This window comes from Shinella oryzae (assembly GCF_023038235.1).
GTDB lineage: Bacteria > Pseudomonadota > Alphaproteobacteria > Rhizobiales > Rhizobiaceae > Shinella > Shinella sumterensis.
On the sequence record NZ_CP081988.1, the window covers coordinates 822,702 to 841,637 of the forward strand.

The 18,936-nt window shown below is 60.3% G+C and carries 20 protein-coding genes; 10 read left to right on the forward strand and 10 right to left on the reverse strand.

Going from position 1 to position 18,936, the window contains the following annotated elements; translation table 11 throughout:
* Window positions 1-19: 19 nt before the first annotated feature.
* Window positions 20-1,840, reverse strand: coding sequence for a methyl-accepting chemotaxis protein (locus K6301_RS20005; RefSeq protein ID WP_247222308.1), 1,821 nt, complete (start codon window positions 1,838-1,840; stop codon window positions 20-22).
* Between the two features lie 231 nt (window positions 1,841-2,071).
* On the opposite strand from K6301_RS20005, the gene K6301_RS20010 reads away from it, so the two are divergent.
* The 6 genes from K6301_RS20010 (at window position 2,072) to K6301_RS20035 (ending at window position 5,517) form a co-directional block, all read left to right on the forward strand.
* A complete protein-coding gene (locus K6301_RS20010) occupies window positions 2,072-2,548 on the forward strand; it encodes an Hsp20 family protein (protein WP_247222456.1) in 477 nt (158 codons plus the stop codon).
* Window positions 2,549-2,618: 70 nt separating this feature from the next.
* Entirely contained in the window at window positions 2,619-2,918 is a 300-nt protein-coding gene (locus K6301_RS20015) for a DUF982 domain-containing protein (RefSeq protein WP_247222309.1), read from the forward strand.
* A 60-nt stretch (window positions 2,919-2,978) separates the two neighbouring features.
* On the forward strand, window positions 2,979-3,458 hold the full coding sequence (locus tag K6301_RS20020) for a cupin domain-containing protein (protein WP_247222310.1): 480 nt from the start codon (window positions 2,979-2,981) through the stop codon (window positions 3,456-3,458).
* A gap of 119 nt (window positions 3,459-3,577) precedes the next feature.
* Window positions 3,578-4,057, forward strand: a complete 480-nt coding sequence (locus tag K6301_RS20025) for a hypothetical protein (RefSeq protein WP_247222311.1) — start codon at window positions 3,578-3,580, stop codon at window positions 4,055-4,057.
* 171 nt (window positions 4,058-4,228) lie between these two features.
* Window positions 4,229-4,780, forward strand: coding sequence for an RNA polymerase sigma factor (locus K6301_RS20030; protein WP_247222312.1), 552 nt, complete (start codon window positions 4,229-4,231; stop codon window positions 4,778-4,780).
* The gene (locus K6301_RS20035) at window positions 4,777-5,517 is read left to right on the forward strand and encodes a hypothetical protein (protein ID WP_247222313.1); all 741 of its coding nucleotides are present in this window, start codon (window positions 4,777-4,779) and stop codon (window positions 5,515-5,517) included. The genes K6301_RS20030 and K6301_RS20035 overlap by 4 nt, the downstream gene beginning before the upstream one ends.
* Before the next feature lie 97 nt (window positions 5,518-5,614).
* Here the strand turns inward: K6301_RS20035 and K6301_RS20040 are convergent, their stop codons facing one another.
* From K6301_RS20040 to K6301_RS20055, 4 genes are all read right to left on the reverse strand, one after another.
* Complete coding sequence (locus tag K6301_RS20040; RefSeq protein ID WP_425475436.1) at window positions 5,615-6,199, reverse strand: hypothetical protein; 585 nt, start codon at window positions 6,197-6,199, stop codon at window positions 5,615-5,617.
* A 93-nt stretch (window positions 6,200-6,292) separates the two neighbouring features.
* Window positions 6,293-7,813: a hypothetical protein gene (locus K6301_RS20045; RefSeq protein WP_247222315.1), complete on the reverse strand. Its 1,521-nt coding sequence runs from the start codon at window positions 7,811-7,813 to the stop codon at window positions 6,293-6,295.
* 50 nt (window positions 7,814-7,863) lie between these two features.
* Complete coding sequence (locus tag K6301_RS20050) at window positions 7,864-8,205, reverse strand: hypothetical protein (protein WP_247222316.1); 342 nt, start codon at window positions 8,203-8,205, stop codon at window positions 7,864-7,866.
* Between the two features lie 10 nt (window positions 8,206-8,215).
* Window positions 8,216-8,734 (reverse strand): hypothetical protein, encoded by a 519-nt coding sequence (locus tag K6301_RS20055; protein WP_247222317.1) that lies wholly within the window; start codon window positions 8,732-8,734, stop codon window positions 8,216-8,218.
* A 157-nt stretch (window positions 8,735-8,891) separates the two neighbouring features.
* On the opposite strand from K6301_RS20055, the gene K6301_RS20060 reads away from it, so the two are divergent.
* Entirely contained in the window at window positions 8,892-10,007 is a 1,116-nt protein-coding gene (locus tag K6301_RS20060) for a hypothetical protein (protein WP_247222318.1), read from the forward strand.
* 10 nt (window positions 10,008-10,017) lie between these two features.
* Here the strand turns inward: K6301_RS20060 and K6301_RS20065 are convergent, their stop codons facing one another.
* The 4 genes from K6301_RS20065 to rhtA all read right to left on the reverse strand — a co-directional run bounded on the left by K6301_RS20065 (window position 10,018) and on the right by rhtA (window position 15,140).
* Entirely contained in the window at window positions 10,018-10,482 is a 465-nt protein-coding gene (locus K6301_RS20065) for a hypothetical protein (protein WP_247222319.1), read from the reverse strand.
* Between the two features lie 107 nt (window positions 10,483-10,589).
* Window positions 10,590-11,645 carry a siderophore-interacting protein gene (locus K6301_RS20070; protein ID WP_247222321.1) on the reverse strand — a complete coding sequence of 352 codons (1,056 nt, stop codon included), beginning with the start codon at window positions 11,643-11,645 and terminating at the stop codon, window positions 10,590-10,592.
* Window positions 11,646-11,653: 8 nt separating this feature from the next.
* The gene (locus tag K6301_RS20075; RefSeq protein ID WP_247222322.1) at window positions 11,654-12,904 is read right to left on the reverse strand and encodes a RhtX/FptX family siderophore transporter; all 1,251 of its coding nucleotides are present in this window, start codon (window positions 12,902-12,904) and stop codon (window positions 11,654-11,656) included.
* A 1-nt stretch (window position 12,905) separates the two neighbouring features.
* Window positions 12,906-15,140 carry a TonB-dependent siderophore receptor RhtA gene (rhtA, locus tag K6301_RS20080; protein WP_247222323.1) on the reverse strand — a complete coding sequence of 745 codons (2,235 nt, stop codon included), beginning with the start codon at window positions 15,138-15,140 and terminating at the stop codon, window positions 12,906-12,908.
* A 151-nt stretch (window positions 15,141-15,291) separates the two neighbouring features.
* On the opposite strand from rhtA, the gene K6301_RS20085 reads away from it, so the two are divergent.
* Both K6301_RS20085 and K6301_RS20090 read left to right on the forward strand, forming a co-directional pair.
* On the forward strand, window positions 15,292-16,242 hold the full coding sequence (locus tag K6301_RS20085) for a helix-turn-helix transcriptional regulator (protein ID WP_247222324.1): 951 nt from the start codon (window positions 15,292-15,294) through the stop codon (window positions 16,240-16,242).
* A gap of 147 nt (window positions 16,243-16,389) precedes the next feature.
* Window positions 16,390-17,334 (forward strand): bifunctional helix-turn-helix transcriptional regulator/GNAT family N-acetyltransferase, encoded by a 945-nt coding sequence (locus tag K6301_RS20090; protein ID WP_247222325.1) that lies wholly within the window; start codon window positions 16,390-16,392, stop codon window positions 17,332-17,334.
* 65 nt (window positions 17,335-17,399) lie between these two features.
* Here the strand turns inward: K6301_RS20090 and K6301_RS20095 are convergent, their stop codons facing one another.
* Window positions 17,400-18,071, reverse strand: coding sequence for a BA14K family protein (locus K6301_RS20095; RefSeq protein WP_247222326.1), 672 nt, complete (start codon window positions 18,069-18,071; stop codon window positions 17,400-17,402).
* Window positions 18,072-18,429: 358 nt separating this feature from the next.
* Between K6301_RS20095 and K6301_RS20100 the strand changes: the two genes are divergently transcribed.
* Window positions 18,430-18,834: a DUF1236 domain-containing protein gene (locus tag K6301_RS20100; protein WP_247222327.1), complete on the forward strand. Its 405-nt coding sequence runs from the start codon at window positions 18,430-18,432 to the stop codon at window positions 18,832-18,834.
* Window positions 18,835-18,936 lie beyond the last annotated feature (102 nt).

Sequence of the window (18,936 nt, forward strand, 5' to 3'; positions counted from 1 at the left end):
GCCACGCTTGGAGCGATTGTTACGAGGCCATCTGAAGTCGCGAAGCGCCTGGCGTGGCGGCATCATCGAAACGGAACTGCCCCACCAAATCACGCAGTTTACGGGCTTCGGCAGCAAGGTTCATGGACGCTGCGGTGGATTGTTCCACCATGGCGGCATTCTGCTGGGTCGTCTGGTCCATGGTGTTGACGGCCTTGTTGACTTCCACCAGGCCAACCGACTGTTCCTTGGCCGCCGTGGCAATGGCGTTCATATGCTGGTTGATACCGGAAATGCGCTCTCCGATCTCGTTGAGCGCGACGCCCGTCTCGCGCACAAGGCGCACGCCGCTTCCAACTTCCGCAGACGACGTGTTGATCAGCGCCTTGATCTCCTTGGCGGCTGTCGCAGAGCGCTGCGCGAGTTCACGGACTTCCTGGGCGACAACGGCGAACCCCTTGCCGGCTTCCCCGGCACGCGCGGCTTCGACGCCGGCGTTCAGCGCAAGCAGGTTGGTCTGGAAGGCGATCTCATCGATGACCCCGATAATGTTTGAAATCTGTTGCGAGGAGCTCTCGATCCGCTGCATCGCTTCCTCCGCCTGGCGTACCACGTCAACCGATCGGACAGCGCCATGGTCAGCCTCCGTTGCGGCCGCGCGGGCCTCCTCGGTGCGTTTGCTGGAATTGCTCACGTTCGCCGTGATTTCATCGAGTGCGGCCGCGGTCTGTTCGAGTGAGGCCGCTTGACGTTCCGTGCGGTGAGCAAGATCGTTGGCGCCGGACGAGATTTCCTGCGTGCCGCCGTCGATGGCCGAGATTGCCTGGGAGATCGCCATCAGCGTTCCGCCCAGCTGGCTCAGGGACGCATTGAAATCGTGGCGAAGGCTCTCGAAATCCGGCGAAAACGGCTCGTTGAGCTGGAAAGCAAGATCGCCTGATGCCAGGCGCTTGAGGCCACCGGCGAGGCCGGAGGTTGCGATGCGCAGCCGCTCAGCCGCGTCGGCCTCCGCCTTCTGCTGCGTCGCGATACGGTCGCTCTCCGCCTGCTCGCGAGCCTGCGCAGCCTCCATCTCGAGTTGGCGTTTGGCAATCGCCGCCTTGCGGAACACCTCGACCGCGGCGGCCATCGTCCCGATCTCGTCCTTGCGACCAAGCCCGGCGCAATTCACATCCGTATCACCATCGGCAATTTTCACCATGCCTGCCGAGAGCTGAAGAATAGGAGCCGTCACGGACCGACGGAAGAAGACAAAAAGGGCGATGGACAGGATCAGCGTCAGTCCGAGAATGGCTTTCAGCATGTCGTTGATGGTGTTCGCGGTCTGGGTGCTCTGGTCGGAGATCGATGCGGTGACTGTCTCGATTTGATCGCCGGCGTGCTCCATCGCGCTTTCAAGCGCCGAGAACTGCGTCATGAAATCCGGTAGCGCAGTCATCGCATCGACAGGGCTTTTCTCCGCCGCTGCCACCATCTTGGTGGCGCTGTCGATGTAGGTGAGGAGCGGCGGCTCGACATCTGCAAGCGCCTTCTGCGTGACGGGATCTTTCGCCAGCACCTTGTTCTCGTCGATCACGCTGCGGAACGAGGCGATATGCTCCGCGAGATCGGCTTTCACCTGGTCGAACTTGATACCGGCCGCGGGATTGGAGGCATGCAGCGCGGCAAGTACATCGGCGCGAAGGGCGTCATGCATCATGTCGGCCTGCATGTGATTGCGAAGGATCTGCCCCGACCCGGCAATGTCGACGGCATCCGCATTCATCGTAGACGCCGACCAGATTCCGACGCCGGCAGCGCCCCCTGCGATGAGAAATATGGCAATGCTCGCGGCGGTGATCTTGTGTTGAATTGATGCCATTGTGCTGTCCCCAAAAATATGGAGCCATTATGTTAGATTACCCTTAATAAGCGGTGAACCCTTCAGGTTTGCAGCAACTGCCGCAACCGGTGCAATTTTTTCCGAAAAACTCTTGAAACGCGGATTGCTTGCAACCAAATCGACTGCCGCCAGCCGCTGGATAGGGCTGGTTTGCTGGAAGCGTCGTCTTTCGGCGCTCCGTACCCATGTTGCTTCAAGGAGGATATGGCTATGGCAACATCTTACGATTACGCACCGCTGTTCCGCTCGAGCATCGGCTTCGATCGGGTCTTCAATCTTCTGGAAAACGCACAGCGTGCCCGCTCGATCAGCGACTGGCCGCCCTACGACATCGCCAAGACCGGCGATGACAGCTACCGGATATCGATCGCGGTCGCGGGTTTCGCACGCGACGACCTCGACATCACGTTCCAATCCAATCTCCTGACCGTCACGGGCAAGAGACAGGAGGCGTCTGCGGAAGGCTACCTCCATCGAGGCATCCCCGCACGCTCCTTCGAACATCGCTTTGAGCTCGCCGATCATGTCCGGGTGAAAGCTGCGGATCTGAACAATGGCCTCCTGTCGATCGATCTGGTTCGCGAAATCCCTGAGGAAATGAAGCCGCGGAAGATCGCCATTCAGAGCGCTCCGGCGCTTGAACAGTCTTCCGCCCCGGCGCAGATCGAGGCACAAAAAGCCGCGTGAGCAGACGCCGGTCGGAGGGCGCCGTTGCGGCGGCGCCCATGCACATCCAAGGCAAGGAAGGAGAAGCTGGATGAAACCCGATATGTTCGAGCAGCCCCTGTCGATTCTTGTCGGCCTCGGCTTTCCGGCCGAGGTGCGTTCGGTAATGGAGGCTTACCGGCACCTCGTCGAGTGGCCGGCGTCGTCAAGGGACACCGCCCATTCGGTCGCTCTCAAAGCTTGCAACGCGGCGCTGCGAGGCGAGATCGAAGCGGAAACGGCACGCGGCCTGTTCGCTGCCTTTGCAGAAAAACACGACCTGCTTGCACCCGACAGCCATATTCTTGCAGCATCGCGATTGCATCGAGACCGTGATCCGCATGTGCGCTAAGGTGCACAATGGTGAACGATGACATCGGTGAGCCGGCATTGAATTGCGGAGAAGCCCGAAATGACCGTCGAAGAGATCCTGTTCGATCCGAGTGAATGGGTACCCAACAATCCGCGGCTCCCGGTTCTTCTCTACGGATCGGTCGAAAGTGAAAAGCCGTTTGAAGCGCTTTTTGCGGCCAATGGCTGGACCGGCGTCTGGACCAACGGGGTTTTCGACTATCAGCATTACCATACGAGAGCCCACGAGGTCCTGGGTGTGTCGAAGGGAAACGCCACCCTGCTGATCGGCGGGCCGGGAGGCCGGCACTTGCATGTCTCGAAGGGCGATTGCCTCGTCCTTCCGGCGGGCACCGGACACCAAAATCTCGGCTGCTCTGACGACTTCGAGGTGGTGGGCGCATACCCACCTAACCAACATGCTGATATCCAAACATCTGCCGCCTCCGCCGAACAACTCTCGACGATCGCGTCTGTGCCCCTGCCCCGTACCGACCCGGTGTGTGGTTCATCAGGTCCATTGCTCGCCCGCTGGAGGTAGAGACCGTCGATCACATTCAAAAAAATCACCAAGGTTTTAAGCCGTGTAGGCGTCCTATGGGCGAAACGACTTTCCCTTCGGGCGCGGCCGAGCGCTGAGCGAGAAAAAGAGGACTTTCCATGTTCAGGCGCTTTCTCAGCACGTTTGGAAAATCATCGTCCGTCAAAACGCAATCGTCACCCGCAGACTTGGCCCAACTCCAGGATGCCGTGGTTCACAGCATTGTAGGCGACATCACAGACCTTCATGACGGAGAATGGGGCGCTCGCGAATGGGTTCACATTGCAGTCAACCACGAAGTGCTGATCGAGGAAGGGCGTCGATCGAGTACCCAAACGGCCGTGCTGGCGCGTATTCCTGGAGGTGAACTAGAGGACTTGAGCTTCCGCCTTGGCGCCGGCTCCAAAGCAAAACTGCTGGAATTGCGCGACGCCATGAGCAATGATGAGAGAACGTGGACGATCGTGGACCTCACCATCGAACGGAACGGCCACTACGCGTTCAATTTCAGCTATGAGCCACCGCCACGCCTCAACGGAAACCTGCTGCACAGCCCGCTTTCCGGCATCCTTGATCGCTACAAGACGCAAAATCCTTGAATAGACGCCAGCCCGCTCCACTTTGGTGAAGGAAACGGGCGAAAACGATATGAAGTTCAAACGACATAATCTGACGATCTCAATACTCTTTATCTCATTTGCCGCACATTGCCGTCATCATTTGTCCGCCGGAACGTTGCTGATGCGGGGTAGCGGGAAGGATGTTCAGGCGTGCGATTGATCGATAACGACGTCGCGGTTCCACCTGAGACAACCGAAGGATTGATCCAACGGGTGAAGCGGGGCGACGCGCGCGCCTTCGAGCAGCTTGTTTCCGATCACTATCGATTTATCTACAAGACGGCATTCCGCTGGCTGGGACATACAAGCGACGCCGAAGATGTGACACAATCGGTGTGCATGAGGCTCGCGGACGCGATCTCCCGCTTTGACGGACGCTCAAAGTTCACGAGCTGGCTTTACGCAATCACGCTGAACGCCGTACGCGACCTCCAGCGCAGTCACCAAAGGCGAAGCCGGCAGATCGATGCCATGGCGACGGTGACGCGCGAGGAGATGGGGCCAGAGCAGGAAGACCGACTGCGTGTCGATGATATCTGGCGCATCGTACGCGAACTACCGGAAAAACAACGCGATGCCGTTCTGTTGGTGTTCGGCGAACAGCTCTCGCAATCCGAAGCCGCCGCTATCATGGGATGCAAGGAAGTGACCGTTTCTTGGCACATTCATAACGCCCGAAAGTCGCTAAGAGGTCTGCTATGATGGCCAAACCCGATCCATTCGAGCTGCTTCAGCACATCGTTGCCCCTGAACCCGATGCGGAGGCCATGAAAGCGACGATCGCCCAAAGCCGTGAAGCCTTCATTGGTCGCTCCGCATCCCGGACAGCGCATCGCCGAAGCTGGGCTGATCGCATGCTGGACTGGCGTTTCTGGCTCGTTCCCGCTGGTGCAACGGCGCTGGTGGTGATTGCTGCCATCGCCTTCGCGCCGGAGCTGATGCCGGGTAGAGATCGGCAAACTGGTCCCCTGGTCGCGGACAGCGGCGGGGATGACACGCCTCCCATTTTCTCGCGCAGCAGGCAGACGGCGGAGAATAATCATGCCGCGAAAAAGGACGGCGAGCGCATGGGCATGCGTCCGGCACCCGGAACATCCCCTGATACACCTGCTACAGCCACAATTGTTGATGGGGACAATATCCGTATCGGCGTGCGGTCCACACCGTCATTGCTGGAACTTTACCTGCCGGATGTGGTCGGCGCGCCGGTCATCGACGAGCAGGGCGTCTTGCCGGGCGAGCTTGCAAAGGTTGTTACCGCCTTCGAAATGAAGCAGATGAGCGCCATCGCCGTTCGGTTCCAATCCGATGATGTCCGCTTCTGGCGCATCTATCGAAAAATCGACGGCGTGTTCAAGCGGGATCTCGAACTTTCGGCTGTCGTATCAGATGCACCGGATCGGACAGAGGTGGAACGCCGGCTCGTCCAATCGCCTTGAAAGGACGACTGCCTGCTGCTCTTCAAGCGCTTTTCGTGAGGGCATGCGGAGGGTCCGCGTGGGTTCGGAAGCGAAGTGGTTCGCATGCCGCCTCTCATCAATCCTTTATGGACACGGAAGGAAGCTTCGCGTTGACGAGCGCGAGAACGGTGGATGAGCGGATGGACTTAAGCTGTCCGAGCAGAGCCTTGGCTCCAACATCGCCGTATCCGCGACGGCTAAGAGCGTAGAGCACGACACCCTCACCACCCGGTCGCGGAACGTAGCGATATACATTCCATTCCACGACGATCGGATTGGCCTTGAGATCGCTCAGCAGGAAATCCAGCACCACTTCGCCACTTTGCTCATTCTGACGAATATCGAAATTGGCGACGGGATCGGTGCCCTTGCGCTGCTGCACGAGCTTCACTTGGCCGTTCGCTGCATCGATCGGCCGCAGCGGGCTGGTCACCGCCTCGACAAGGAACATCTCGGTATAGGTCTCCACCGATTGCCCGGCGGGCACGTATTCCTGTTTGTAATAGCCGCCGCCGGGCGCGGACGACCAGGCGAGCTCGAAGGTCTGCCCCTCGAAGGTGATCGGTCCCGGCACCCCCAGTCTTTCGACAATTTCGCTTTGCGCGAGAGCCGGCGCCCAGACCAGGACAATCGACAGAAGGATGGCGAGACGTTTCAGCATCGATGGCACGGCGGCACTCCTTTCGAGGAACGTAACGTGTTTGTTGATAAGACGTGTCGATATCGTGCGACCTTGGTCGCCGCATCGCCGTTCTCATTCTTTCAGCCAGTGCACCTGACCATCGATGATGATTTCCTCTGGACGAGCCGGATCATCCCCCTCGAAGACCGCCGCCAGATGACGTTCCTGCCCGTCCGGACCATCGATCAGCAGCGTATAGCCATCGAAGGCGTACTTGGACGTAGTCACATCGTCCTTGCCGACGACCGTAATGTAATGCGTACCAAAATTGCCGGCAACGAAGCCACCACGACGGTGGACCACCTGCCCGTCGGCTTTGAAGGCGTATTGGCGATCGCTTCGACTACCGCCCATGCCGACATTGAGGAAATAGTAGGTCTGGTCGAGCCTCTGGCCTTCCGGCACAGACATGAGACGCCGCGCCTTCGAAAGATCGATTTCCTCACCGTCCTCGGCCTTCAGCTTTATACTCCCCCAGCTTTTCCGCCACGTAAACCAGCGACCAGGCTCGCGCGCACGCGAGCGAGCGGTGTCGAGATCGGTGAAGGCGAAGTTCCACTCATGGCGATAAGCCGTACCGTCGCGAAGCAACACATAGATGTCTTCCTGTCGCGACGTATAGCCATTGCCGAAGCCATCGAGCCGGTTTTCGAATTCCGCGTCGTAAAGCACGCGGTCGATATCGCCCACGGAAATGCCTTTGCCCGGGCCTGCAAAGGCTTCCTCGAATTCGAGGGGCCGTAACATCAGTCCTGCGCTATCGTCATCAATGGACGCGAGCACGGTTTTTGCGGCATCGTGAACGAAGAGACGGCAGTCGCGCAGTCCCAACACCCCGCCTTCCGCCTCGTCACGCACCCAGCGCACCTCCCCCACCAGGATACGCTGCTGGCCGATTTCGCGCTCCATATTGGCTTCCTGCGCATCGTCGGAAAAGGACAGGCAGTGGGCCGAAAACCTCGATTGCTGATCATCCCGCCATTCACGCATCTCAGATTTGCCCGTCACGCGGCCGTAAAGGGCCGTTGCGGGCCGCTGCTTCAGCCATGCCAACGCATGCTCCTCGCGCGCATTGCGCAGGTCGCGGTCGTCACGGGCGCCTGCGCTGGAGCCGATTTCATCCATCTTCCCGGCCAATCGGGCGGAAAGCACGACCAGCGGCACCACCTCGACCTCGGCGCTCGCTGAATCGGCCGTTTCAGCCGCCACCGCTATGCCGAAATCCTTGGCGTAACGCAGGGCATGGCGGACCGGGCGCGCGATATCGTAAGCGTCCTGACGCAGCTGATTACGGAAGTCCGAGCAGATCGAAGCGTCTGCTGCGACGGCGGCGTCGATTTGCTTTCGTACTGGGCCCGACTGGTCTTCGATAGACTTGAGGAGGCCTGGGATCTTTTCGCCGGCCGCCCTGAGGAGCCTCTTGTAGCCGGCAAGATCAACCCGATGGGCCCAACCGGCCATCGCATCGCGCCGAGACGCCCCGCTGGCCGGATCATGTCTGTCGCAGGCGCTCATATAGGCTTCGGCCTGTACAGCGCCGCTGACAGCCTTGCCGAAGGCCGCGTAGAATTCGGACACGTCGTCGGCAAGCACGGGAGCCGCCAGAAGCAGAGACACGAACGATGCGAGGACGCGCCGTATCATCATCGGCAATCTCCAATGACCTGCTCGACATGGAGCACGTTTCCGGCCATGCGACCATGAACGAGCACGCAGCTGTTTCCCTCCCAGGCCGCCATGATCCGTCGCGCATCCAACGTGTCGGCCCTGAGTTCGGGGAGGCTCTGCTGCGACCACAGAAGGCCTGCTGGTCCATCCGGCAAACGATCCGCCGGCGCTATGCCGCGCCATGGACATGGCTGCCTGACGCAGACGATGTTGGTCTTGCCGACGAACAGGCGCTCGTTCGGTGAAGCGACGTCGGTCGACTGGACCGGTGCGGCGGCTAGCAACACCAGGGCGACGATGGAAAGAACATGGCGCATGACCGAGACCTCACCGGTTTACGAGGCCGTTCGCCTCTCGTTTACGGGGAATGTTTTCCCGATCAGCCTCGACCTCTGCACGAAACTGTGCGAGGCCGTCGCGCACTTTCGCCAGCGCTTCCGCATGTTCGCTCTTCGATGTCACGCCGTTTGCGTTGGCGGCATCCCATTCAAGCGCCCAATCCATCGCGGCAAGCCATTCGTCCACATTACCGGCGATATACTCGTTGACGGGCCGTCCGACCTGCTCGGTAAGCGCGCTGAAAAGCACGTTTTCGTTCCCCGCCGCACTGCCGGCCGCCTCGATCAGGAAACGATAACGCAGCTGTCCGGCATACATCCAGTTGGCGGCCTCCTGTCCCTTTCCTTCTGCCAGAAGCCGCGACGCCAAAACATAGAGCGCGGCAGGATGGACTTCTGTCGCCTTCGCCTCGATCTGGGCGTTGCTCAACTTTGCCAGATCCTGTTGAGCCTGCGCTGGCGACAGCATTGCAGCGGCGAGGAGGATGGACATCAGCAGTCGTTTCATGATCCTGGTCCTTTCGTTCTCGCAGATAGGACGCCGGCGAGGTGCATACTCTTGGTCGAACGACGAAAAACCGTCCCATCAAGAAAAAATACAGGGACGAGACTAAAATGGGACGCATGACCGTCGTCAAACAGGAATACAAGTAGCAGGAGACATCATGCGACGCAGCCTCATCACCGCCTGCCTATTGCTGGCAACCACATCCTCGGCCTTTTCAGAGAATCTGGACGCGCTCCAGCAAGGCCTTACCCGCATGCCCGCAAGTGTGTTGGCGCAACCGGTCGCAGACCAAGCCTATTTTGTCGGCATAGACGCCATGAACGCGCTGCAGCAGAGCGATGCGGCGGCGCGAATCTTTTCTCGTCTCGTGCGCGGTACGGATCTCACGCCCCTCGAAAGCCTCGCGCAAACCGAGAGGAAAGAGTGGGAAACCAAGGCGGGGGTGACGATCGACAAACTGCGATATTTCGTGGGCTTTGGCCGGCCGCCTGCGACGGTCACGATCTGGGGGCTTTCCGACGCAGCCGCTGCCGATAACATGATTGACGCCCTGCAGGAGCGCGGGTTCGAAACGGCCGGCGCCGGCGTCTTCGGCAACGGCGAGCCGATGAAGTTCGATCCGCAGAAGCGCGATCCGGCCGACCCCTGGCGCACGATGATCGGCGCCGCGCAGTTTGCCGCTGTGAAGGAGAACACGGTGGTGCAGGCAAACATGCCCGCCTATGCGGTCAGCACTGCGGGAACCCAGCCCGGCGCGGGCGACAATCCGATCATCGGAACCGCTCTGGCAGGGCTGCATTCATCGGTGTCGGACGGTCGGGTGGTGCAGGCGGTCGTCATATCGCCCGCCTTCGGCATTACGGGCATCGATCCGTCGCTTGTCCTTTCACCGTCCGCGGACATCGCCGAAACACGCAAGAAGATCGAAGCGCAGGCCGCCGAACTCGGCGCCGGCATCCCACCCTATCTTGGCGGCATCATCACCGACATCCAGCTTGAAACGCCGGCCATCGGTATCTCTCTGGCTTATGCCGATTGCGCCATTGCCCAGAGGGCCGCCGACATGATCGCCCAAAGATGGACGACGATGGCCGGCGACAATGCACAGGGCAAGATCACAGCAGGGACCGCTGAAGGCATCGACGGGCTCTGCGCCGCCACCGTCAAGGTGGTGCTCGCCGAGCCGGGCATCGAAAGAAACCCGGCCTACGCGCAGATCTTGTCGTCCTATTTCACGCGCAAGGCCGGCATTCTCAACATCGGGACGCAGTAAGCCATCGGCCTCAGTTCGCCGAGTAGGACAGGTTGCAGACGGACGATCCGACCTTCGTCAGCTTGATCACCTCCGCGCCGTCGACCCAGTCCGAGATGCTGATCGCACCCGCGCCCACGGCGTCGGCGGCGCCGTAGCGTTCCGCCAACGCCGCCCCCAGCGCATCACACGCCGCGACGTCGGCGGGATTGAACATGACGAAGCGCAGCGTTTCATCGGTGTCGAACAACAGTGATACCTGACCCGGCACACCCTCTATCTCGCGGGAAAGCTTGACAAGCGGCGCGTATTTTTTATCCGCCTGCTCATAGATTTCGTTGCTGGCCGGCGCATGTTCGACAGCACCGTCAAGCACCGCGATCGCCTCCTTGGGCGACATGCCCCATCGCGTCGTTTCCCAGCCTGCATAGGCCGGCGCGGAGACCGAAAGGCACAGGGCGATGGCCGCAAAACCGGAGCGCGTTGTGATCGTCATGGCGTTTCCTCTTGTTGAACCCGATCATCAGACGCACGCCGGACTGCAAACCTTGGTCGAAACCTTCCCGCGCGAGCAAGGCTGAGGGTGGTTTGCAACGGGTAGTGCTATTGACGCGTGCCGTTGGCGGGCCGCCTCCAATAGGCCGTGATCGACGTCTTGCCGAGACGTGGCAGTCTCGCCGACAGGCGCGCTCGAAGTTCGGCGGCGACGCCATGCTCGCATCCCGCCCAGACGCTGAGTCCGCTTGCTTTATCGTCGAGCTGCGTCTCCACCGCATCAAGGATCATTGCGGGATTTCCGGCCTGACGTCCGTTGCGCAGTAACCACTCTATATGCAGACCTGGCCCGGGACAGAGATAGGCTGTTTCGGCGATATCGCTGACCTCGACGACAGCTTTTACTTCCGCTTGTCCGGCAAGCGATTCCGCTATGCGGGCGATCGCAGGCAGCGCCGTTTCGTCTCCGATCAGAAGCAGCTTTTCCCCGGGAGGTGTTCCACCGCCGCCCGGACCTATGAGGCCGGCTATCTCACCCGGTATCGCTCGGTGTGCGAAGGCAACGCCTGGGCCGGATGTCGTTTCGTGATGCAGCACGAAATCGATGGCAAAGGTGGATGTCCTCTCATCAACCCACCGTATCGTGTAAACGCGGCTGGAAAGCGTGTCGTCCCCGGCCGGCCAGGTCAGGCGGCCACTTGCCGATTGGCGCGGCCAGCGCGGCACCTTTCCGTCTGGCGGGAAAAGCAACCGGACATGATGGTGGTTCGTGTTCAGGAATGCTGGCAGCCGGCCAGCCCGAAAGACGACGCGTCGCATTCTTGGCGTGACCGCTTCCGTGCGTTCGACGCAAACCTCCTGGAAATTGGCCGGAACGGTGTCTGTTGCGCCCTCACCCGACCATTCGACCTGTGCGTCCGCAGCGAACTCGAACACGTGATCTGCAATGAAGGTTCTTATGACGGCGAGTTCCGATGCCGTTGACGCGGTCGCCTCGATGGACAAGCCCGCTAGAGACCGCCGAAGGCGCACATGCCCATACTCGCTCGTGATGTCAGCGCCATCAGCTTGGCGCTCGACTTGAGCATGTGTCTCGAGATGGTCCAGGAAGACCGTCAGGAAGAGATCGGGGTTGGCCAATTGCACATCGGCCGTTGTCTGCATGGCTCGCGTCATGCCTTTTCGCCCTGCCGAAGCGGCAATTCACGCTGATCGAGCTTCGCCAATTGCCGATAGGCAAGTCCTATGCCGGCGAAGGAGACGAAAGTCGCAATGCCGAACAGGATGGCATAACCCAGGCGATCTGCGAGGAAGCCGGCGATGGAGGCCCCGACGAGATAAACGATGAGTTCGGCACAGGTGAGAATGGTGAAATCGGTGCCGGGCTGCTCGTTGGAAGACGACTTCATGAAGAGCGAATAGATGGCAACGAGTTCCATGTAGCGGATCAATGACTGGAAGGCCGAGGCGCTCATGGCGACGATCGGACCGGGCAAGACATGGGCCGCGCAAAGCGTGAACACGAGGAAACAAACCGTTCGGAGCACGCCGAGTGTCACAAGCGCGGCTTTGAGACCGGCCTTGCGAATGAGAAATGCACTGATGACGGCGCCGACCAATCCCGCCGTCGCCGCCGTGCCGCCGCTGAGATAGCCGATCCATTCAACCGGCAGGCCGATATCGACAAGGAACGGCCCTTCCATGCCCCGAACAAGGCCCTCGCTCGCGCGGTAGGTCAGGGCAAATCCAAGAATGATCCAGGCATTGGGACGCATAAAGAAAGCGCGCAGGGTCGCTGCGGGCTTGCCGGAAAGCACCTGCTGGTGCTCTCGCGTCTCCCGCATCCACACCGCTGCGGCAAGCGGCAGGAGCGATAGCGCTGCCACGATGAGGATCGTCATCGTCCAGCCGATCCTGCCGAACAGGACGAGTGCCATCGTTCCGCCCAGCACAACGCCCAGGGCAACCGCACCCGCCTGAATGGCGTTGCCGACCGAACGCGTCGCGCCGTCGAGATGACGCACCGCGTATCCGTCCGTCGCGATATCCTGCAGAGACGAAAGAACCGTGATCGCCAATCCAATGGCGAAAAGCGGCCCTGCCCGGGACGGATCGAAGAACGCCATCGATGCGATCAGGGCGCTAACCAGGAGCTGGGTCGGAATGACCCAGCCGCGCCGATGCCCCAATCGCGCCAGCGGCGAAATGCGGTCGACGAAAGGGGCCGCCAGGAACTTCAGCACCAGCGGCAACATCAGGAGTGAAAAAAGACCTATGGCCGTTCGGGACGCGCCGGCATCCCGCATGAGCGGCGGCAGAGCTACGATCAGCAGGTAGGTCGGAATACCCTGCGCGAGATAAAGGCCGCCGAGGACGGCGTAGAGCCGACCCCGCTGCGCATGTGTTTGCTCTTGAACCGACACTTTAGAACGCCTTGGTCAGCGATACGGCGAAGGTGCGACCGCGGCCCTTGTAATCGAAGATCGCCTCGTTGGCCAAAGCACCGTAGAGCGCCTTGGCGCGGGAGCCCCAGATCGTCGTATATTCCTTGTCGAACAGATTATGGACGCCGAAGTTCACGGTCGTCGCGGTATCCTCGAAGCGGTAGGCGCCGACGAGGTCGAAGAGCGTGTAGCCATCGATCTTGTAATCGTCCTTGTCGGTCAGGTCGAAGACATGCTGGCCCTGCAGGCGCAGGCTGAGCGCCTCGCCGCGCCAGCCGATATGGCCGCCGAGCTTGGAGACGCTTGCCGATCCGACGCTGTCGTTGCTCCAGCCTGCGTCGCTCTTTACCTGCGTACGGACCCACTGGCCAAGCGCCCCGATTTCGAAGCCGTATGCGAGATCGACGCCGACCTTGCCTTCGATACCATAGACGCGTCGCTCCTGGTCCTGCATTTCAACGGCGAGCGTCGTGCGGTTCAGCGTGATGGATCGATCCGACAAAGAGTAGAAGGCGACCGTATCGAAACGATAATCGCCCTCGTCCAGCCGATAACCGAGCTCGAAGGAGTTCGTCTTGATGGCCTCGAGAGCCGATTGCGCAACATTCACGCTGTTGGTCAGCGTATAATGGCCGCCCGCCAGCGAATATGCACCGAAGCCGTAGTATTTGGCGGGATCGGGCAGTTCAAAGCCTTGGCTGAAATTCGCGTAGACCTGTTGCGTGTTCGTAATGCTGTAGGTCGCACCGGCATTGAGCAGGACCGCGTCGTAGCTCACCGAACCGCCCGGAATGGCGTCGGCGGAGGTGGCCGTACCCTGGAGAATGGCGATCTGCTGCTGGGCGCCGATGAAGTCGCCGACCTTCGTGTCGACATATTGGTAGCGGACGCCGCCATTCACCGTGAGCGCGTCGTTGACCTCATAGGAGGCCTCCACAAATCCCGCGACGGTGCTGACATCGAGGGCAGGATACAACCCCGTCACGCCGATCGTGTCGAAGTCCATCGCTCCCGAGGTCAACGCCGTCATCAGGTCGAAGATGTTCTGACGGGAGGAGAAGGAATCCCGGTCGGCATCGACACCATAGGTAATGCGCAGACCATCCGTCGGCTCGGCCACGAGCGCAGCCTTGATGCCATAATAGTCCGTGTCTTGCGAGCTGCCATAAAAATAGGTGGACGATGGGAAGGGATGGAATTGCACCTTCTCCGACCGGTGGAAGGCCTGCAGCATCAGGCTCTGCCCCAGGAAATCGTCATCCGTGTAGGTCGCGTTCAGCATCGTGCGGCGTGTGCGGGGATTGAAATCGGAACTGTAGCCGCTGCGCGCTTCAAAGAGGCTGGGATCCGAAAGCGCGGCCAGGAACGGCCCGAAGTAAACGCCGTATTCGGAGTCCTGACGGCTGTCGAAAAACTGTCCCGTCACTTCAAGGCGCCTGTTGGCGTCGATCTGATATCCGATCGAACCCATCAGATCGAGGCTCCGGTTGTCGGCGGTCGAGGTCTGCGTGATATCGGGCATCAGCAAATTGCCGCGGCCGTCATAGAATGTACCCGTTCCAAGGCCCGAAACTGCAAAACGCGCGTCCCAGTCCTCGCTCTTGTACGTCACTGCGGCGGCCGCGTTCTTGTCCAGATCGCCGCTGCCGGCAAATCCGCTCTGCGCACCCGCCGTCACCTCTGCATGCAGTCCCTCCTCTGCAGTCTTGCCCTTCTTCGTGATGATGTTGATGATGCCGCCGGTGGCATTTCCGCCATAGATGGATGTGGCGCCGCTGAGCACCTCTACGCGTTCGATATTGAATGGGTCGATCGAGTCGAACTGTCGGCTGACCCCACGCGCAGAATTCAACGAGACGCCGTCGATCAGCACGAGTGCGGCACGCCCGCGCAGGTTCTGGCCGTATGACGTACGCGAACCGTAGCTCGCAGCGTCGAAGCTCGGTATCTCGTGGGCGAGGATCTGCTGCAGATTCTCACCGGATCGCGCGCGGCTCTGGATTTCCTCGGCCTCGACCACATGGATCGTCTTTGCCGTTTCGGAGATCTGCTGCGGTGCGCGGCTGCCTGTCACCGTGACGGCCTCGAGCATGGTCGCGCCCTGGCTGGTGGTCTGTGCGGTCGCTTGTGTCCTATCGAGCGCGTCCTGCGCATAGGCCGGCAGCGCCGCAACCATGGCCACCAAAGAGACACCAAACCGAAGTTCCAAACGCATGAGTTCATCCCCGAGACGTTGACAAGCACCAGATCAAGGCCGATTGCCAAACAAGATTAATTTAGTCATGTTTATAAGCGTCTCGGCTGGATTGCGCAGATTGTCGCGAACATGACTTGGACAGAAACGAACGGAATCGGATTTTTCTGAAGTGCATCGCAACCGGCAGATCACCCCACTCAAGTTCGGCGCAACGAGAGGTGCAGAGTATCCCAAGGGTCTCTGGCGGCTCGTCCTGCGGGAAATGCTCGGCGATATCGACGTCGAGTCCGATGCCATTTTCGAAAAAGCGTCCGGCCTGTTCTTCGCCAGGCTCGGTCTTTCCCTGACGACACTTTACCTGCCGGCGACCGCCGTGCGCTTCTGGACGACCGGGCTTACGGAATCGGGCCTCGTGATCATGCGCGCGATGGAGGGGCCGCTTGTCGTCGAGCAGCGCCGGCACCGGGTCGAGGCCCCTGAAGGCGATGTCATCTTCGCGATGGCGGACGCGCCGCTTACCATCGAGTTGCCGCTCGGGGGGCGTTTTGACTGCGCTTATCTTCCAAGCCACGTCGTGAATGCGTCGGATATGCAGCTTTCCGCCATTCTCATGCAGCAGATTTCCGCAAGCTGCCTGCCGTTGCAACTGTTGATAACCTACGCGGGCTACATGCTGCAGCAACAGCGGCAGAATGACAGGCACGCCGATATGATGGTGCGCCACTTCTACCAGTTGCTGCCCGTACTCGTGGCTGAACTTGCCGCCGACACGAAGCGGACCGGCAGTCCGGACCGACTGACGGCAATCAAGACGGCGATTGCAGCAAACCTCGCGGACAGCACATTTTCAGTTACCGATGTCGCCCGACAACAGGGTGTTTCACCACGCGCTATTCAGAAGCTTTTTCAGCGGACCGGCACCACGTTCTCGCGCTACCTCTCAGAGCGCCGCCTGGAGGGTGCAAAAGACGCCCTTATGTTGGGCAACGGGAGCATGTCCGTCACACAGGTCGCATTCGATTTCGGTTTCGACGACCCGGCCTATTTCAGCCGGGCTTTTCGTAAGCGATACGGGATCTGCCCGAGAAATCTCCAGATTGCCGCTCGCAAGTCAGCGTAGGCGTGGCCGCTTGGGCCCATCGCTGAATCAACTTCCTTAGTGAGCACGATTTCGGCGGATGAGAGGGCGTGCGAACCACGCCTCCTCTTGACGCCGGAAACAAGCGCGGACATAAAGTTGCACGATACAACTTTATAAGGTCTGCGCATGGTGACGGGCGTATCTCAGTCGACAATCGATGCACTCAGGGCAGCATCCCGCCAACTTGTCCGGCAGCTTGGCTTCATGGGCGGAGACTTTGCTGGCACGGAGCTCCCGCCCTCTGCAGTCCACGCTCTCATCGAAATCGAGAAGGGAACGGCAACGGCGCGCGACCTGACCGCAATTCTTCACCTTGAAAAATCCAGCGTCAGCAGAATGCTGCGCAAGCTCGTCGAATCCGGCGACGTGCAATGGGTTGCCGGCAAAGAGGATTGTCGAACCAAACTTCTTTCACTGACATCGGCTGGACGAAAACGCCTCGCTGCCATCCACGCCTTCGCCCGCGAGCAGGTTGCCGGAGCGCTGGACCGTCTGGAACCGGGGCAAGATCAAGTTGTTCTCGACGGCATGCGGCTTTACGCCCGCGCACTGTCGCCCCCGGACGACACTGCCCGATCCGAGGGTATCCACGTGCGGGATGGGTATCGGGCCGGCCTCATCGCTGAGATAACCGGGCTGCATGCGCTCTACTATTCTCAGGCATACGGCTTTGGTCAGCCTTTCGAAAGCGTCGTCGCGAGCGGCTTGGCCGAGTTTTGCGGCCGCCTGGACAGGCCGACAAACCAGATATGGGCGGCAATGCGTGATGGCCGGATCCTTGGTTCGGTCGCCATTGACGGCGAGGATATCGGGCCGGATATCGCCCATCTCCGGTGGTTTATCGTCGATCCCGCCCTTCGCGGGATGGGGGCCGGGAAGCGCCTCCTGGATGCAGCTTTGGCCTTTGTGGACGCGCATGGCTTCAAGCAGACGCATCTCTGGACCTTCGCCGGCCTCAACACCGCTCGATATCTATACGAATCGCGTGGCTTCGTTCTCGCGGAGGAACAGCTTGGAACCCAGTGGGGCAACGAAGTCCTCGAACAGCGTTTCACGAGAACCAAGCCTTGAACATTCCCGAGTAAACCCGATCGCCAGCACCCAAGAACGTCATAAACCGCGCAGAGGGCGGGACATTACCGACACTGGCGCCGGGGACCTCCGTCGAACGGCTGGTATGTATTGTCTTCAGGGCGGTAAGACCTGTAGCGTTTGCTGCACCTGGAAATATGATCGTCCAGATCCGCGGTGACTTGCTCGCCGTTGAGGCCACGGTTCCCGAGCGCGCGATGGGCGCTTAAAAGAACCTCTTCAGCCGCGCCGGCTTCCGGTTCGGACACATTGCTTTCAACCGTCATGTACGGCGAAATGCAATGCCTCCGCTTGCCGTTGTAGGGTTGATAGGTGCCATCCTCGGCTCGGTATGAACTATACCGCGCCATGCACCATTCGACGTGTTCGCGGGGTAATGCTGCACCGTGCTGGTCTTCGCCTGCTGCGATCGATCCCGTCAGAACATCGTCCGCAATGTCGCTCGCTGCGACTTTCGCAGTCTCGGCATCGGGCCCTGCACTCTCCGGCCCGGTATGCAAGACGACCGATATCGGACGGCCATCGACGCGCTCCAGTTGCTGGTTGTTCCGTGCAACGACCGTAGGATTGGCCGTCCACAGATCCGATACGCCCGCAGTCGTTGCAACCGAAGTCGATTCAGGCGCGGAGAGGTATAGAAGAGCACCGAACGCACCTGCTGCAAATGTAACGACCGAAAGCAGAACGCCGGCGATCATGGCTGCCATCGTTTTCATGATTGTCCCTCCATGTAAGGCCGGGTCCGGCAAGCTTTCGTCGGCTTAGCGCAGGCCGAGGAACGACAGGATTGCGATGACGATGACGATCAAACCGACGATGTAGATGATCCGATTCATGGCTCTTCTCCGAAATAATGTGCAGCGCTTCGCTGCGTTTGAAATAGGCCACCACGTCAGTCTCCGGCAGCAACTTCAGCCGGTTAGGTAGCGCTACCGAAACGACGCTTCATGAAACTGGTTCCTGACCGACGCGCAGATCAGACCTTTGTCCCTACACGGGTTGGCATTGGTCCAGCGCCGGAACCTTGCCTGCTCAGGCAGATTTCTTTCGTGTCCAACCCAAAGGAGTGGAACAATGAAACTCAATCTTCTTGCCTCGGCTGCCATCGCGGCCGCTCTCTTTACATCGCCGGCTATGGCCGATGACAATGAAGCTGCCGTGACCGGCGCTGCTGGTGGTGCCGTGACCGGCGCCGTCGTTGGCGGCCCCGTGGGCGCCGCCGTAGGTGGTGTTGTCGGCGCCATCGCGGGTACTGCACTCAATCCGCCGCCGCAAAAGGTTGTCACCTATGTCGAGCGGCAGCCGGTTCCGGCCGACACGGTCGTCGTCAAGGAAGTGGTAGAAGTCGGCAAGCCCTTGCCGAGGACCGTAGTCCTGACGCCGATCCCCGAGGATCCGACCTACGCCTACGCCGTGGTGAACCAGCAGAGGGTCATCGTCGATCCCAGCACGTACACCGTTGTTCAGGTTCTGAACTGATACGCTCCGCCTGCCCTTCCCCCCGGGAAGGGCAGGCGATTTATCGATGGAACTAAAGGCCGCTACGCTCGTTTGCGAGTTCAGCTTGTTGCACGATTTCGC